The sequence below is a fragment of the Woronichinia naegeliana WA131 genome (assembly GCA_025370055.1).
GTDB lineage: Bacteria > Cyanobacteriota > Cyanobacteriia > Cyanobacteriales > Microcystaceae > Woronichinia > Woronichinia naegeliana.
In genome coordinates, this window is the sequence record CP073041.1 from 7,752,416 (window position 1) to 7,767,958 (window position 15,543).

The 15,543-nt window shown below is 40.7% G+C and carries 14 protein-coding genes, 1 tRNA gene and 5 pseudogenes; 14 read left to right on the forward strand and 6 right to left on the reverse strand.

Annotation, left to right across the window (positions count from 1 at the left end):
- Nucleotides 1-28: 28 nt before the first annotated feature.
- The 7 genes and pseudogenes from KA717_39530 (at nucleotide 29) to KA717_39560 (ending at nucleotide 5,387) form a co-directional block, all read left to right on the forward strand.
- Entirely contained in the window at nucleotides 29-682 is a 654-nt protein-coding gene (locus KA717_39530) for a hypothetical protein (GenBank protein UXE61367.1), read from the forward strand.
- A gap of 8 nt (nucleotides 683-690) precedes the next feature.
- On the forward strand, nucleotides 691-951 hold the full coding sequence (locus KA717_39535) for a hypothetical protein (GenBank protein ID UXE61368.1): 261 nt from the start codon (nucleotides 691-693) through the stop codon (nucleotides 949-951).
- A gap of 2 nt (nucleotides 952-953) precedes the next feature.
- Complete coding sequence (locus KA717_39540) at nucleotides 954-1,214, forward strand: hypothetical protein (protein UXE61369.1); 261 nt, start codon at nucleotides 954-956, stop codon at nucleotides 1,212-1,214.
- 134 nt (nucleotides 1,215-1,348) lie between these two features.
- Nucleotides 1,349-2,685 (forward strand): annotated as a pseudogene (locus KA717_39545) (IS5 family transposase).
- Between the two features lie 273 nt (nucleotides 2,686-2,958).
- Nucleotides 2,959-3,201 (forward strand): hypothetical protein, encoded by a 243-nt coding sequence (locus KA717_39550; protein ID UXE61370.1) that lies wholly within the window; start codon nucleotides 2,959-2,961, stop codon nucleotides 3,199-3,201.
- Entirely contained in the window at nucleotides 3,189-4,046 is an 858-nt protein-coding gene (locus KA717_39555; GenBank protein ID UXE64926.1) for an ISKra4 family transposase, read from the forward strand. Before KA717_39550 ends, KA717_39555 begins: the two co-directional genes overlap by 13 nt.
- A gap of 59 nt (nucleotides 4,047-4,105) precedes the next feature.
- Nucleotides 4,106-5,387: pseudogene (locus KA717_39560) on the forward strand (ISKra4 family transposase).
- 537 nt (nucleotides 5,388-5,924) lie between these two features.
- Here the strand turns inward: KA717_39560 and KA717_39565 are convergent.
- Nucleotides 5,925-7,261 (reverse strand): annotated as a pseudogene (locus tag KA717_39565) (IS5 family transposase).
- A gap of 454 nt (nucleotides 7,262-7,715) precedes the next feature.
- Here KA717_39565 and KA717_39570 point away from each other — a divergent pair.
- From KA717_39570 to KA717_39580, 3 genes are read left to right on the forward strand one after another with little or no spacing between them, the layout of a single operon-like run.
- Nucleotides 7,716-8,327: a hypothetical protein gene (locus KA717_39570; GenBank protein UXE61371.1), complete on the forward strand. Its 612-nt coding sequence runs from the start codon at nucleotides 7,716-7,718 to the stop codon at nucleotides 8,325-8,327.
- A 12-nt stretch (nucleotides 8,328-8,339) separates the two neighbouring features.
- The gene (locus KA717_39575) at nucleotides 8,340-8,657 is read left to right on the forward strand and encodes a hypothetical protein (protein ID UXE61372.1); all 318 of its coding nucleotides are present in this window, start codon (nucleotides 8,340-8,342) and stop codon (nucleotides 8,655-8,657) included.
- 11 nt (nucleotides 8,658-8,668) lie between these two features.
- Nucleotides 8,669-9,130, forward strand: a complete 462-nt coding sequence (locus tag KA717_39580) for a hypothetical protein (GenBank protein ID UXE61373.1) — start codon at nucleotides 8,669-8,671, stop codon at nucleotides 9,128-9,130.
- A 112-nt stretch (nucleotides 9,131-9,242) separates the two neighbouring features.
- Here KA717_39580 and KA717_39585 read toward each other — a convergent pair.
- The 4 genes from KA717_39585 to KA717_39600 form a co-directional block, all read right to left on the reverse strand.
- Nucleotides 9,243-9,315 (reverse strand) — tRNA-Phe (locus tag KA717_39585).
- A 68-nt stretch (nucleotides 9,316-9,383) separates the two neighbouring features.
- Nucleotides 9,384-10,157 carry an energy-coupling factor ABC transporter ATP-binding protein gene (locus KA717_39590; GenBank protein ID UXE61374.1) on the reverse strand — a complete coding sequence of 258 codons (774 nt, stop codon included), beginning with the start codon at nucleotides 10,155-10,157 and terminating at the stop codon, nucleotides 9,384-9,386.
- A gap of 26 nt (nucleotides 10,158-10,183) precedes the next feature.
- Nucleotides 10,184-10,585, reverse strand: a complete 402-nt coding sequence (gene rbfA / locus KA717_39595; GenBank protein UXE61375.1) for a 30S ribosome-binding factor RbfA — start codon at nucleotides 10,583-10,585, stop codon at nucleotides 10,184-10,186.
- An 81-nt stretch (nucleotides 10,586-10,666) separates the two neighbouring features.
- Nucleotides 10,667-10,870 carry a DUF751 family protein gene (locus KA717_39600; protein ID UXE61376.1) on the reverse strand — a complete coding sequence of 68 codons (204 nt, stop codon included), beginning with the start codon at nucleotides 10,868-10,870 and terminating at the stop codon, nucleotides 10,667-10,669.
- 233 nt (nucleotides 10,871-11,103) lie between these two features.
- On the opposite strand from KA717_39600, the gene KA717_39605 reads away from it, so the two are divergent.
- The 3 genes from KA717_39605 (at nucleotide 11,104) to KA717_39615 (ending at nucleotide 13,388) form a co-directional block, all read left to right on the forward strand.
- Nucleotides 11,104-11,820 (forward strand): sulfite exporter TauE/SafE family protein, encoded by a 717-nt coding sequence (locus KA717_39605; GenBank protein UXE61377.1) that lies wholly within the window; start codon nucleotides 11,104-11,106, stop codon nucleotides 11,818-11,820.
- Nucleotides 11,821-12,353: 533 nt separating this feature from the next.
- Nucleotides 12,354-12,818, forward strand: coding sequence for a hypothetical protein (locus tag KA717_39610; protein ID UXE61378.1), 465 nt, complete (start codon nucleotides 12,354-12,356; stop codon nucleotides 12,816-12,818).
- Between the two features lie 9 nt (nucleotides 12,819-12,827).
- A complete protein-coding gene (locus KA717_39615) occupies nucleotides 12,828-13,388 on the forward strand; it encodes a glutathione S-transferase family protein (protein ID UXE61379.1) in 561 nt (186 codons plus the stop codon).
- A gap of 284 nt (nucleotides 13,389-13,672) precedes the next feature.
- On the opposite strand, the pseudogene KA717_39620 reads toward KA717_39615, so the two are convergent.
- A pseudogene (locus tag KA717_39620) lies at nucleotides 13,673-14,056 on the reverse strand (transposase).
- A gap of 124 nt (nucleotides 14,057-14,180) precedes the next feature.
- On the opposite strand from KA717_39620, the pseudogene KA717_39625 reads away from it, so the two are divergent.
- Nucleotides 14,181-15,518, forward strand: a pseudogene (locus KA717_39625) (IS5 family transposase).
- Nucleotides 15,519-15,543: the final 25 nt, after the last annotated feature.

Below are 15,543 nucleotides of genomic sequence, written 5' to 3' on the forward strand. Positions count from 1 at the left end.
ACTAATTCAATCCTCAAGGGATAAAATAATGGCTAAAACTACTGTTCCTAATAGCGTTAAATGCTACGTTACCCTACAACATGGGCCGGGATCGCTACTTTATGGCTATCGTACTCGTCACAAAATTTTTACTACGTTAAAAGTAGAGCTTGGAATTACTGAGTCAAAAACAACTGTAGGGGTTATTTACGGTATTAACTCTCCCAAACCCCACAAGGTAACTAAAATTAATACGGCTGGCGGTTATTCCACAATGTCAAGCTGGGCAAGCGACGCGCAGGCCAAAGCACTACGAGCCAATGACGATTATATGGTACGTCCACCCCAAATTGCAACAAGGGGGATTAGCAGTTCAGCGAACTTTAAAACTGTTTACGTTGAACTCCCTGGGGTTGGTGGTACAACCATTAAATATGCGTGGAATATGCAAAAAGACTTATTTAATGACACAACGGCTGCCGTTACTACAAATTTAGGCATCAAGGCTGTTTCAGCAAATGACATTCCTGAGTTAATTTGGGGGGCCAACGACCCTAAACCTCCCAGGGCAAGCAAACGAATTAATGGAAGGGTTCGTGCAACCTTTATTAGTCCTAAACTCTCCATTATTGAAAAAGCACAAAATGCCGGTTGGAGTGTAATGCTTGGGGCTTGGGAAACAATTGATGATACAGCACCTTAAAACTTAACATGAGCAATCTTATTCTTCCAGATGCAAATCATCCAGATTTTTTCCCTGTTTATTATGACATCTTAAATAAGGGAAAATCTGATGGTGAACGATATAATTTCATCGTTCCTGCCAATAATAACGGGCTGGCTATTCCTGTCACTGATAAAATTTTAGATGAGTATTTTGGTGATCAAGAGTATGAAGCACGTCAAGCTGAAATTATTAGGGAAGAACAAGATTTGCTTTTAGTTCTTCCAGGTATTTTATGGGATGACTAATCATGCCTCAATGGGTTGAAAATAGCCTGATTATAGCCTCTAAAGATTGGCAATTCTCCCAAACAATTCAAGGGGATTATGTTCGCATCACTCATGAAATTTATAATCCCCCCGATCCTTCCGATCCAACTTGGCTTCCTTATCCTTGGTATGGTTTGATTGCCCAGGCTGAATACAATCCCTTTACGTTAATGGGGGTTCGTCGTCTTTACCCTAGTTTTAATCGCGGTGGTCAAATATTCTTTTGGGTACATCCCGGATAAAGTAGTACATAGGGCTTGCTGAAAAAAGCTGAGACCTTTACGGAGAAAAATAGTAGGCGAATTAAGAACCGCTAGAATGCACGAAAATAGGGTAGAATGCCTCAAAACCATTGCATTAAGAAGAGAGAAAGCAGATGTACCGAAAACAACAGTACTCAATTGAAACACCAGAAAACTTGAAAAATCTGTTCGGCGGGCAGTTAGACGAAGAAAATCGTTGGATAGAAATGTCAAAAATGATTCTTTGGGAAGAATATGAGGAAGAATATGCAAAAAACTTCACAGAAAAAAAAGGAGCCCCAGCCAAATCATTTAGAATGGCATTAGGAGCATTAATTATCAAAGAAATTTCAGGAAAAAGTGACAGAGAAACAGTAGAACAAATAAAAGAGAACCCTTATTTACAGTACTTTATGGGAATGGAAAGCTATAGTAGCAAAGAAGCATTTAATGCGTCAATGATGGTTCATTTTCGTAAAAAAATAGGAATGGAATTAATAAATAAAATTAATAAAGAAATAGAAAAAAAGCGACGGGTGTAGCGTCAGAAAAAAAAGAAAATGAAGGAAAGTTATTGTTAGATGCGACTTGTACACCAGCAGATATAAAATATCCAACGGATATAGGAATATTGAATGATGCCAGAGAAAAAACAGAAAAAATAATAGATAAGCTGTATGAAGAAATAAAAGAGAAAAGGAAAGAAAAGCCGAGGACTTATAGGGAAGTGGCAAGAAAAGAGTACTTAGCCATAGCAAAAAAACGTCGTGTGTCAAAAAAAGAAAGAAGAAAAGGAACAAAAAAACAACTAGGATATATAAAAAGAAACTTGTCTGATATAGAAAAAATGATAGAAGAGGGAGCAAAGTTAGAAAAACTAACGAAAAAAGAGCAAGAAGAGCTTGTAACGATAGGAAAAGTGTATGAGCAACAGTTAGAAATGTATGAAAAAAAGACAAATAAAGTAGAAAACAGAATTGTGAGTGTAAGCCAACCTCACGTGCGTCCAATAGTGCGTGGAAAAGCGGGAAAAGCAGTAGAGTTTGGAGCTAAAATATCGGCAAGTAATGTGAATGGCTTTGTCTTCTTAGACAAATTAAGTTGGGATAATTACAACGAATCGGGAGATTTACAAGCGCGAATAGAAGAATATAAAAGGGAAACAGGATGTTATCCGGAATCGGTTCATGTGGATAAAATCTATCGAACAAAAGCGAATCGAGCTTATTGTAAAGAAAGGGATATAAGAATGAGTGGTCCCCGATTGGGAAGACCGCCGAAAGAGGTGAGCAAAGAAAAAAAGAAAGAGGCACGCTCAGATGAAAGAGTGCGTAATGCCATTGAGGGTAAATTCGGACAGGGAAAGAGGAAATTTAGTCTTGGTCGAGTGATGGCCAAACTACCTGAGACCTCGGAAACGGTAATTGCGATGAACTTTTTGGTAATGAATCTTTCTACTCTACTTCAGAAGACAAAAAAGAAAACAAAAAGTAAAAAGTTGTAGAGTCGTTTTTCTTGTGAAAAATGGTGTTAATTTTCCTCTCTTTTGTGAGGAGTGATTTGTGTTGACCTTTTTAGACAGAAAGGAACAATAGATTAAACAAAATCTGTATTTTGATTTGTTTCCATAAGGATAAGTTATCTATGCTTTTTCAGTCCATACTTCCCTAACCCACATTTCTTTCGTTTTTTGACTTTTTCAGCAAGCCCTACATAGAATCTGGGGTAAAATGGAAAAAAACTGATGAGCGAAAAAAGTATGTTACCGATTCCCCCAGAAGAAAAAGCACTGTTAAAACAGCATCTCACCGAATCAGCCCGTATCCTGCGCAAATATACGGAACCAGAGAAACAGAAGGACTTTGGAAGCATCGAAGTAGAAGTCAGAACCCAGATGTTAGAAATTGTGGGGCCAACAATGGGGGAGTTTTTTTTTCAGAAGGGGGAAAAAAACGGTCTGGAAACAAGCGAAAAATCAAAACCCTAGTCGGAGAAGTGGAAATAAGCCAAAAACAAGCCAGAAAACTAAAGGTGTCGCCAAAAATCGTCTTAAGTCCAGGTTTAGAGAAATGCTGTCTAAGAGCCAGTGCGAAAACATCCTACCAACAAGCAGAAGAAGATATAGAGGAGTTGATGGGGATAAAAGTAGGACATAGCAGTTTACATCGCTTGGTAGAACGGACAGAACTGCCCTTAGCTCAAGCTCAGTCAGAGAGTGCGGGGGTCAGTATAGATGGGGGAAAGATTTGTCTGCGGGGCGAGGAGAAGGAAGGGGGACAGTGGCGAGATTATAAACTGGTGAGTCTTCATGGCAATGTCTGTGAAGCCTTTTTCCAAGACCCAGAGGGCTTAAAGAATTGGAGCAATGTTCAACCTTTGTCTCCAATAGTGACCTTTTTGGGAGATGGTCATCCCGCAATCTGGAATGCGGTAGAGAGTTTCGCCACTCAATCGTGGCTGATACGACGAGAGGTGTTGGATTGGTATCATCTCAAGGAGAATCTGTTCAAAGTGGGTGGCTCTCTCAAACGGCTAGAAGCAGTGGAGCATTTACTGTGGCGGGGTTTTGTGAACAAGGCAATAGATGCGTTTGATGGAGTCAAAAGCAAGAGGGCAAAGAATTTTCAAGCCTATTTGACGAAGCATTATCAGCGTATCCCTGATTACCAATACTATCAACAGCTTGGTATTGTGATTGGTTCTGGTGATGTGGAGTCTAAGATTAAACAGGTGGGAGCTAGGGTTAAATTGTCGGGAGCACGTTGGCATCTTCATAATGTTTCTCGTATTCTTCGGCTACGATGTGCTTATCTCAATGGGTGTGACCTTTAGTTGATGAAGGAAAAGAAAAGTGTTAACATGGGATGAAAAGTGACAAAGAGGAAACAATGATGACAGCAAAACTAATTAATGTAGAGGGTTCAAAGATAAAAATAGAACTAACATTAGAACTAAGTCGTTCAATGTTGGATACAGAAATAAATATTCAAAAAGGCTTAAACGAAGTAGGTTGCATCGCCAGCAAAGAAGCCTTGAAATATTTAGATACAGATGGTTCACCCTTAAAAATCGGTGAAGAAATCTGGAAGAGTAAGGGAGAGCAACCGAAAGAATATCAAACACCTTATGGTGAGGTTATAGTGAATCGTCATGTATATCAGCGTTCACCTTTGAGGAAAAACGTATTGCCCCTTAGAAAGAGAAGCAAGGATAATCATAACATCAACGCCATTATTGGCAAAACAGGTATCCTCAAAAATGTCAGGGATGGCAGGCAAAGAGGTGAAAAATGATTTATTAGAAAATCATGGTAGAAAAGTAGCGCTATCCTATATCCAAAGATTGAGTGAAGCAGTAGGAAGTGTGGTACAGGCAAAAGAAGAAGCGTGGAGTTATGCCCCGCCCAAGGAGGATAGCCAAATTGCAACAGTGGGAATAGGATTAGATGGAACCTGTATGCTGATGTGTGAGGATGGCTACCGTGAAGCAATGGTGGGAACCGTTTCCCTATACGATAGTGAAGGCGAACGTCAACCTACAATCTATCTAGGTGCGGCACCAGAGTATGGAAAAAAGAGTTTTCTAGAAAGATTAGAAAGAGAAATTGAGCGAGCGAAAAACCGTTATCCAGAGGCAACATTGGTCGGGATAGCAGACGGGGCAGAATCAAATTGGAAGTTTTTAGAAAAGCAAACGGAAGAACAGATATTAGATTTCTATCATGCCTCTGGTTACTTAGGTGCCTTGGCAGAAGCGTTGCATCCGAATACCGTGTCAAAACAAAAAGAATGGTTGACTGAAAATTGTCGAGAACTCAAGCATGAAAAAGGAAAAGCAGGAGAACTGCTAAATCTGATGAAAGAAGTCAAAGAAGAAAAAAGTCATTCTAAGAATCTTACCGAGAAACTACAAGCGGCGATTACTTATTACGAGAATCATCAGCATCAAATGGATTATGCTGAATACATAGAGAAAAAGTATCCGATTGGTTCAGGTGTTACGGAAGCAGCTTGTAAGACGTTGGTCAAACAACGATTATGTTGTTCAGGGATGCGATGGAAGGAAAAAGGAGCAGGAATTATTTTGAGCCTACGAGCTTTGGTATTGACCAAGGAACGATGGAGTCAATTTTGGGCAAAACTTGATCAATATGGGTTCCCTGTAGAACCCTGATTACAACAGCTTTTATCAACTAAAGGTCGCACCCATCTCAATCACTCTCCTCTTTTGAGTGTCAATGTATTATCTTAAGTGGGATGCACCCTATTCTTTTTCCCGTCTAACTTATACCTCGCACGGCGATAATTTGCGTTTTTTAGTTTAGCCCCCCTAGCCCCCAACTTTGGGGGGAAACATTCTCTATTTATGGGTTTCAAAGTCCCCCAGTATTGGGGGATTCAGGGGGCGAAAATCTATAATCTATGACCGTGCCAAGTATAGCAATTAATGACAGAAGAATTGCAATCAAAGGACAGACTAAATGGGGCTTGCTGAAAAAGTCAAAAAACGAAAGAAATGTGGGTTAGGGAAGTATGGACTGAAAAAGCATAGATAACTTATCCTTATGGAAACAAATCAAAATACAGATTTTGTTTAATCTATTGTTCCTTTCTGTCTAAAAAGGTCAACACAAATCACTCCTCACAAAAGAGAGGAAAATTAACACCATTTTTCACAAGAAAAACGACTCTACAACTTTTTACTTTTTGTCTTCTGAAGTAGAGTAGAAAGATTCATTACCAAAAAGTTCATCGCAATTACCGTTTCCGAGGTCTCAGGTAGTTTGGCCATCACTCGACCAAGACTAAATTTCCTCTTTCCCTGTCCGAATTTACCCTCAATGGCATTACGCACTCTTTCATCTGAGCGTGCCTCTTTCTTTTTTTCTTTGCTCACCTCTTTCGGCGGTCTTCCCAATCGGGGACCACTCATTCTTATATCCCTTTCTTTACAATAAGCTCGATTCGCTTTTGTTCGATAGATTTTATCCACATGAACCGATTCCGGATAACATCCTGTTTCCCTTTTATATTCTTCTATTCGCGCTTGTAAATCTCCCGATTCGTTGTAATTATCCCAACTTAATTTGTCTAAGAAGACAAAGCCATTCACATTACTTGCCGATATTTTAGCTCCAAACTCTACTGCTTTTCCCGCTTTTCCACGCACTATTGGACGCACGTGAGGTTGGCTTACACTCACGATTCTGTTTTCTACTTTATTTGTCTTTTTTTCATACATTTCTAACTGTTGCTCATACACTTTTCCTATCGTTACAAGCTCTTCTTGCTCTTTTTTCGTTAGTTTTTCTAACTTTGCTCCCTCTTCTATCATTTTTTCTATATCAGACAAGTTTCTTTTTATATATCCTAGTTGTTTTTTTGTTCCTTTTCTTCTTTCTTTTTTTGACACACGACGTTTTTTTGCTATGGCTAAGTACTCTTTTCTTGCCACTTCCCTATAAGTCCTCGGCTTTTCTTTCCTTTTCTCTTTTATTTCTTCATACAGCTTATCTATTATTTTTTCTGTTTTTTCTCTGGCATCATTCAATATTCCTATATCCGTTGGATATTTTATATCTGCTGGTGTACAAGTCGCATCTAACAATAACTTTCCTTCATTTTCTTTTTTTTCTGACGCTACACCCGTCGCTTTTTTTCTATTTCTTTATTAATTTTATTTATTAATTCCATTCCTATTTTTTTACGAAAATGAACCATCATTGACGCATTAAATGCTTCTTTGCTACTATAGCTTTCCATTCCTATAAAGTACTGTAAATAAGGGTTCTCTTTTATTTGTTCTACTGTTTCTCTGTCACTTTTTCCTGAAATTTCTTTGATAATTAATGCTCCTAATGCCATTCTAAATGATTTGGCTGGGGCTCCTTTTTTTTCTGTGAAGTTTTTTGCATATTCTTCCTCATATTCTTCCCAAAGAATCATTTTTGACATTTCTATCCAACGATTTTCTTCGTCTAACTGCCCGCCGAACAGATTTTTCAAGTTTTCTGGTGTTTCAATTGAGTACTGTTGCTTTCGGTACATCTGCTTTCTCTCTTCTTAATGCAATGGTTTTGAGGCATTCTACCCTATTTTCGTGCATTCTAGCGGTTCTTAATTCGCCTACTATTTTTCTCCGTAAAGGTTTCAGCTTTTTTCAGCAAGCCCTAAATGGGAAACCAACACAGAATGGCATGTCACCGTTTGGACTCCCTTTACTCCTATTGATGCCACTCTTAGCCTTGAAGCAGGACAGCAGCTTGAACTCACCCCAGCCACTATTGACGCGATCGCCACAAAAGTTTTTGAACTTTCATCAGGAGGTTAAATAGCAATTTGCAACTTTTATGACTCAGCTGTAACAGCCGGATCAGGCAATGGAGTTCCCCAAGGAATTTTTATTCCCCCGTCCGATCTTCCAGGGTTTAATGGTAGTGAATTTACGGATACTTCTGAAATCACGAAAGAAGGAAAAGCTATCTATGCTTTACTCAATGCAGTGTATAAAAATACAGCAACTACGCCCCCCTTGGGGTTTGCATCTATAGTAAAAAGCAATCCGCAAGGCACAGGAGTCAACCAGTCAACTGAATCTATTAGTCTTACCTTTCAATGGATTCAGGACTTATCAAATAAAACGACTTATGCCCCTCCTTTGCCGACTATTGGCACTAATGCAGGGCTTGGGGGTTGCTCACTTGAACAGATTTTTCCTGATTGCTTAAAAATCGCTAATGAAGGGGCTATTCCTGGGGCTGGCATTCTATTACTTGCCTCTGACATTGCCCTCTATGGCGGCTCTCACCCCTCAACAATTAGCGTTGATGCTAGAGATTGGATAGCAGGATTATTTGGTTTGCTGATCGCAAATGCAACCCTAAGAACTACCAGTATAGCTAGTGCAATTACGAACAAAACCAACGCCCTAACAACCAAGGTGAACGGCTTGCAATTTCCGGCTAGTTGGTATGATGCAAATAGCCCGTTAACTGGTCTTTTAGCAGGGGATATTCCCCATTACAGGATTATCCAGGATAGTTTTTCTATCACCTATGAGTATATTAACGATCCCATTGCTCAAACGTTTGAAGTTCGAGTCGCAACGGCTTGAGGATTAATTCTTATGCAAGAAAATGAATCAATTACCGCCATCGTTTATGCCATAAGATCGGACGTTCAATTAATCTCGCACCAACTAAAAAGCCTTGCCGGTGATATTGATTCTTTAAAAGCATCGACTAAAGTTGATGAAGAGGAGACCAAAAAAAAATTTGCTCAAATTTTAACGGATTATACTCGATTAGAAACCCAGTTTGGGATAGCGCGACTTATTATAACTGGACTAACGCTGTCCATACTAGCGATAGTCGGTACCCGCTTATGGACTGTAATGACTATCGATTTTTCAACTTACAATCAAACCCGTCATCAAGTAAAATAATAAGAGGTTTTATGGATTATTTCTTCATTTTTTCGCTTCATTTTGACCGTGACAAAGGATTAGATCAGGGACGATTATCTATTAATTCTTTGTCTAAAGGAACAGTGCAAATCTTTGTTGCCACAAGCTCTCAGGAAAATTCTCAACAGCCAGAAAGCTTTCACAAGAAAGGGGGCTTGCTTCCCCCTCAATATCGTTGTGGGCTTCCATTCTGGAAGGTTAATTTGATTCCTATAGCCATGAATGCAGTCAAGGGAGTAGAAGGGGCTTTTTACGTTATTTCACCCCATACCGTGACAACAGACAAGGGTGGTGTAAGGGGTGATTTTGGGATTCATCGTGATGCCAATGCCCCAGGTTCTCTCGGCTGTATTGTGCTTTCCGGCGATCGCTTCTCTGCTTTTGAGGCGGCGGTCAAAAAATTGGTTGCTCAGGGAATTAAAGAGGTTCCCTTGTTCGTTCAGTATTCTTAAAGTTTTTAATTTTAGGCCAGATTTAGGCCACTTTAGGCCGTAGGCCAATTTAGACAACTTCTATCGGTAGCGTTTTGGGGCTGAACCCCTCACTACATATAGGTCTTAGTAATGCCAGGAGGCGGAATTGAACCGCCGACACGAGGATTTTCAGTCCTCTGCTCTACCAACTGAGCTATCCCGGCTTATTTTCACTGCTTTATTAGCGTAGCAAAAAAATTTATCCCTGGCAAGTCTTAGCTTGAAAATTTTTCTAAACGGAGCTAAGGGGGTGATCCTTGAGGTTGCAATAGGGACGGGCAAAGCTTAGAGGCGATTCTAGGGCATGGCGTGCTAAAAAAGCGTGATCAGCCATCAATGGCCAGATGGAACCGTCATAGACGAGATGGCCTCGACTCAGTACCAAACTGCGATCGCAGAGTTCAAGGGCCAGATCTAAATCATGGGTAGCAATCAATTGGGTAACAGGCAACTGAGCTAAAAGTTCAATTAACTGCCGTCGGGAACGGGGATCGAGTTGGGCAGAGGGTTCGTCTAAAACCAAAATTTGGGGCTGCATGGCCAATACACCCGCGATCGCCACCCGCTTTTTTTCACCACCGGAGAGGTGTTCAGGATTACGGTGAAGATAGTGATCCGGATCGAGATTAACGGCTTCTAGAGAGTCTCGAACAAGGCGATTGAGGATGGCCCCCTTTACCCCTAAATTTTTGGGGCCAAAGGCAATATCCTCCTCGACCGTTGGCATAAACAACTGATCATCGGGATTTTGAAAGACTAAGCCAATCCAAGCACGAATACGGGTAAAATTGGCTGGAATCACCGCAGATTGGTTCACCCAAACCTTGCCACTCTGGGCTTGCAATAAACCATTGAGATGAAATTGTAGGGTCGATTTGCCGGAACCATTCGCTCCGATCAAAGCAACCTTTTCACCCTCGTTAATGCGGATATTGATATCCATGAGAGCTTGAGTGCCATCAGGATAGGTATAGTTTAGGTTTTCAACGCAAAGACAACTCGTCATTCTGATTAAGAGATTTCCCGTTATCCCTAAGAGGACGCGGTTTCCGCTTCTTGAATTTCTGATGCCTGAACTTCCTCTGGCAAATGTAGATCATTTAATAAATGCAAAATGCGATCGCCCCGTTCGAGGGAAGTATCTTCTAAAAAGGCAATTTCTGGGGTTCTGCGTAGTCGCATTCTTTGTCCCAATTCTCGACGAACAAAGGGGGCTGAGGAACGCAAACCCTCCATGGTTTCGGTTTTAGCTTCGGGCGTGCCGTAAATACTGACAAAGATTTTGGCGTGTTGCAGATCACCAGAAACCTCCACCTCAGTCACGCTTACCATACCGGCTCCAACCCGATCATCTTTGATATCGTAGAGCAACATTTGACTGACTTCCCGCTTAATCAGTGAAGAGACACGGGAAACGCGACGACCTGTAGCCATAGTATTTTGCTCCCTACTGTTTATGTAAATTTTAGGTAAATTTTAGGTAAATTCTGAGGGCTAGTTTGATAATTTTTGACCCTACACTGTTGTTAATCCTAACATGGCTTTCAGGGTAAAAAAGAGAAAGAGGAAGACACCGACTAAAATGCCGACCAGGGCGATCGCTGAAATAGGATTTTTGAGTAGCGGTTTTAACCAACCAAAAAAAGAAAAGAAAATTCCTAGGCTAAAACTAATCAAATAACGGGGATAACGGGCAATGTTGTCTAAAAATTCTCCCATGAGGGCTTTCCCTTGGCTCCACAGCTACATAGAACATCATTAGTGTTAACATTTATTGAGCCATTCGACAAGGGGCAGTGTTGATCAGATCGCACCTTCGATAAACACAGCAACCCTTCCTGAGCAGAGCATTTTGGAAACCATGAAAGATGATCGATAGTAATTGGATTTTACTTTTCGGGGGTTTGATTTCAGGCTTATTAGCAGGTTTGTTGGGCATTGGGGGAGGAACCATGCTAGTTCCTCTTTTAGTTGCCCTTCATTATTCGCCGTTACATGCTGTCGCCACCAGTAGTTTATCGGTGTTAATAACGTCGCTGTCCGGTAGTCTGCAAAATTGGCGTATGGGCTATTTTGATCGAAATCGTGTTTTAGGATTAGGCTTACCAGCATTAGTGACTTCCCAACTAGGGGTTTATTTAGCTGGTCGTTTTTCTGCGGCTCTATTGCTTTATGGTTTTGGTTTGCTATTAATGGTCAATCTATTTCTGATTCGTCTGCGTCAAGGATTAGAAAAACAAGCTAATTCCCCATCTCCTCCAACCTCCGCATCTCCCCCAGTCTCCGCATCTCCCCAATTTCTAACCCTAGCTCGTATCGGAACAGGTGGTATAGCAGGACTATTAGCCGGTTTATTTGGGGTTGGCGGTGGAGTTATTATGGTTCCGTTGCAAATGTTACTTTTGGGTGAACTGATTAAGGTAGCTATTCAAACCAGTTTAGGGGTGATTATTATTACCGCGATCGCCGCCGTTTTAGGCCACACCGTTCAGGGCAATGTTTTATATTATCCAGGCTTTTTGTTGGGAATTGGTGGCTTAATCGGGGCCCAAATTAGCACTCGTTATTTACCGAAATTACCCAATCAGTTGATTGCTTTTAGTTTTAATGGCTTGCTAATTATCTTAGCAATTTACACTTTTTGGCAAGCTTGGCAACGCTCTCAATAGGTGGCAATATGCGATCGAAATCATTGTAATGTACTGTTTTTGGATTGGTAGGCGATCGCCTTCAAAAATTGTCACGAGCATTTCCGCCTGAGTAGCGCAAGAAAGCCGGTTAGCTAGTTCGATGGGAAGCCCCACGCTCTACCGACAGGTGAGCGATGGGATGAAAGTCGAGTTAATCGAGTGGCTCAATGCCGCGAAGATTAACAAGAAGTGTTATTATTTGGACAAGGCAATAAAGAACCTGATTGCCATAAGGGTTGATTTCCTTCCCGTAAGATGTCTGATAAGCCTCTGATTGTTGGCACTTCTTCAATGAAGAAGATTCGATCAATAACAAGCGACTCCTTTGCATGGTTCAAATAGGATGAAAAAGAAATTTCAAAAAGTGGGGTTGGGCATCGTCTCACTATAAAACGCTCCAGTCCAGTTCCATCGTAGAACGACTTTCTGGTGGGAGAAGCCCCCAATGTACCGCCTAAGCGGTTAGTGCTGGGAGTATGTCACGTTTTTATCCTCGTTAAAACAAATATTCTATGGCAACTACGACAATTTTTTCTAATGCGCCTGAGATCCAGCCCGATGATTATTGCGTACTTGGATTAGCAACCTGTTACCTGAAAGAAGATGGTGAGTTTCATGCCGTTGATGTCATTGAACCTATTCCTTCCGCAGCCCTAGAAGCAATTTTAAAAGGGGTTCCTACGTCCTTTCGTTGGGCCAGGGCGATACCTGTCAAAGCGGCGATCGCGGTAGATACCCCCCAGAAATTGGCTGAATTTCCTGAAACGGCTCAATTTTGCGATGATTTTGTTCCTAGAGTTTTGGCAACGGTTCGTACCTATAAAACCCGTCCCCAGGCCCAGAGCCATATTCCCATCGGTAGCCAACGCGAGGATTTCAACTATTCCCTGGAAAGGAAGCGGGTTTTAAATGCAACCCATGTTGTCCGTACCGAAGATAATGTTAAACAGCATCCCCATACCCATCAAACGCTCTAGGAGGTTAATATGCTAAAGCTTTACGGTGCTCCCTTTAGTCGAGCCGCAATTGTGCAATGGTATCTGGAAGAATGCGAGATTGCCTATGAGTATGTCCTGATCGATCTCAAAAATGGAGAACATTTACAGCCAGCCTATCTTCAGATCAATCCTTTTGGTAAGGTTCCAGCGATTGTCGATGAAGAAGTCACCCTTTGGGAATCTGGGGCAATTTTACTTTATCTCTGGGAAAAGTACAGTCCCGCGGCCCCAACCCTAACAGAAAAGGCGATCATTGAGCAGTGGGTCTTATTTGCCAATTCAACCCTGGGCAATGGTCTCTTTTTAGAACAGAACCGCGCCAAGGAAATGCCCCGTTTGTTAACCGCACTCAATAGTCTCTGGGAAAAGCAACCCTTTTTGCTCGGCGATCGCTTTACGGTGGCAGATGTGGCCGTCGGTTCTATTTTGGCCTATGTACCGATCATGCTCAAAATTGGGTTTGAAGACTATCCGGCTGTCGCTGATTATGTCAAACGTCTAGCAGAACGCCCAGCTTTCCAAAAGACAATCGGTAATCGCCCTGGTTAATCGAACTCCACTCCATAAGGCAAGGGGGAAATCTGCGCCAATCTCAAGCAGCAATTCCAAATTCAAATGGTATAAATAGGGCTTGCTGAAAAAGTCAAAAAACGAAAGAAATGTGGGTTAGGGAAGTATGGACTGAAAAAGCATAGATAACTTATCCTTATGGAAACAAATCAAAATACAGATTTTGTTTAATCTATTGTTCCTTTCTGTCTAAAAAGGTCAACACAAATCACTCCTCACAAAAGAGAGGAAAATTAACACCATTTTTCACAAGAAAAACGACTCTACAACTTTTTACTTTTTGTCTTCTGAAGTAGAGTAGAAAGATTCATTACCAAAAAGTTCATCGCAATTACCGTTTCCGAGGTCTCAGGTAGTTTGGCCATCACTCGACCAAGACTAAATTTCCTCTTTCCCTGTCCGAATTTACCCTCAATGGCATTACGCACTCTTTCATCTGAGCGTGCCTCTTTCTTTTTTTCTTTGCTCACCTCTTTCGGCGGTCTTCCCAATCGGGGACCACTCATTCTTATATCCCTTTCTTTACAATAAGCTCGATTCGCTTTTGTTCGATAGATTTTATCCACATGAACCGATTCCGGATAACATCCTGTTTCCCTTTTATATTCTTCTATTCGCGCTTGTAAATCTCCCGATTCGTTGTAATTAGGGCTTGCTGAAAAAAGCTGAAACCTTTACGGAGAAAAATAGTAGGCGAATTAAGAACCGCTAGAATGCACGAAAATAGGGTAGAATGCCTCAAAACCATTGCATTAAGAAGAGAGAAAGCAGATGTACCGAAAGCAACAGTACTCAATTGAAACACCAGAAAACTTGAAAAATCTGTTCGGCGGGCAGTTAGACGAAGAAAATCGTTGGATAGAAATGTCAAAAATGATTCCCTGGGAAGAATATGAGGAAGAATATGCAAAAAACTTCACAGAAAAAAAAGGAGCCCCAGCCAAATCATTTAGAATGGCATTAGGAGCATTAATTATCAAAGAAATTTCAGGAAAAAGTGACAGAGAAACAGTAGAACAAATAAAAGAGAACCCTTATTTACAGTACTTTATAGGAATGGAAAGCTATAGTAGCAAAGAAGCATTTAGTGCGTCAATGATGGTTCATTTTCGTAAAAAAATAGGAATGGAATTAATAAATAAAATTAATAAAGAAATAGAAAAAAAAGCGACGGGTGTAGCGTCAGAAAAAAAAGAAAATGAAGGAAAGTTATTGTTAGATGCGACTTGTACACCAGCAGATATAAAATATCCAACGGATATAGGAATATTGAATGATGCCAGAGAAAAAACAGAAAAAATAATAGATAAGCTGTATGAAGAAATAAAAGAGAAAAGGAAAGAAAAGCCGAGGACTTATAGGGAAGTGGCAAGAAAAGAGTACTTAGCCATAGCAAAAAAACGTCGTGTGTCAAAAAAAGAAAGAAGAAAAGGAACAAAAAAACAACTAGGATATATAAAAAGAAACTTGTCTCATATAGAAAAAATGATAGAAGAGGGAGCAAAGTTAGAAAAACTAACGAAAAAAGAGCAAGAAGAGCTTGTAACGATAGGAAAAGTGTATGAGCAACAGTTAGAAATGTATGAAAAAAAGACAAATAAAGTAGAAAACAGAATCGTGAGTGTAAGCCAACCTCACGTGCGTCCAATAGTGCGTGGAAAAGCGGGAAAAGCAGTAGAGTTTGGAGCTAAAATATCGGCAAGTAATGTGAATGGCTTTGTCTTCTTAGACAAATTAAGTTGGGATAATTACAACGAATCGGGAGATTTACAAGCGCGAATAGAAGAATATAAAAGGGAAACAGGATGTTATCCGGAATCGGTTCATGTGGATAAAATCTATCGAACAAAAGCGAATCGAGCTTATTGTAAAGAAAGGGATATAAGAATGAGTGGTCCCCGATTGGGAAGACCGCCGAAAGAGGTGAGCAAAGAAAAAAAGAAAGAGGCACGCTCAGATGAAAGAGTGCGTAATGCCATTGAGGGTAAATTCGGACAGGGAAAGAGGAAATTTAGTCTTGGTCGAGTGATGGCCAAACTACCTGAGACCTCGGAAACGGTAATTGCGATGAACTTTTTGGTAATGAATCTTTCTACTCTACTTCAGAAGACAAAAAGTAAAAAGTTGTAGAGTC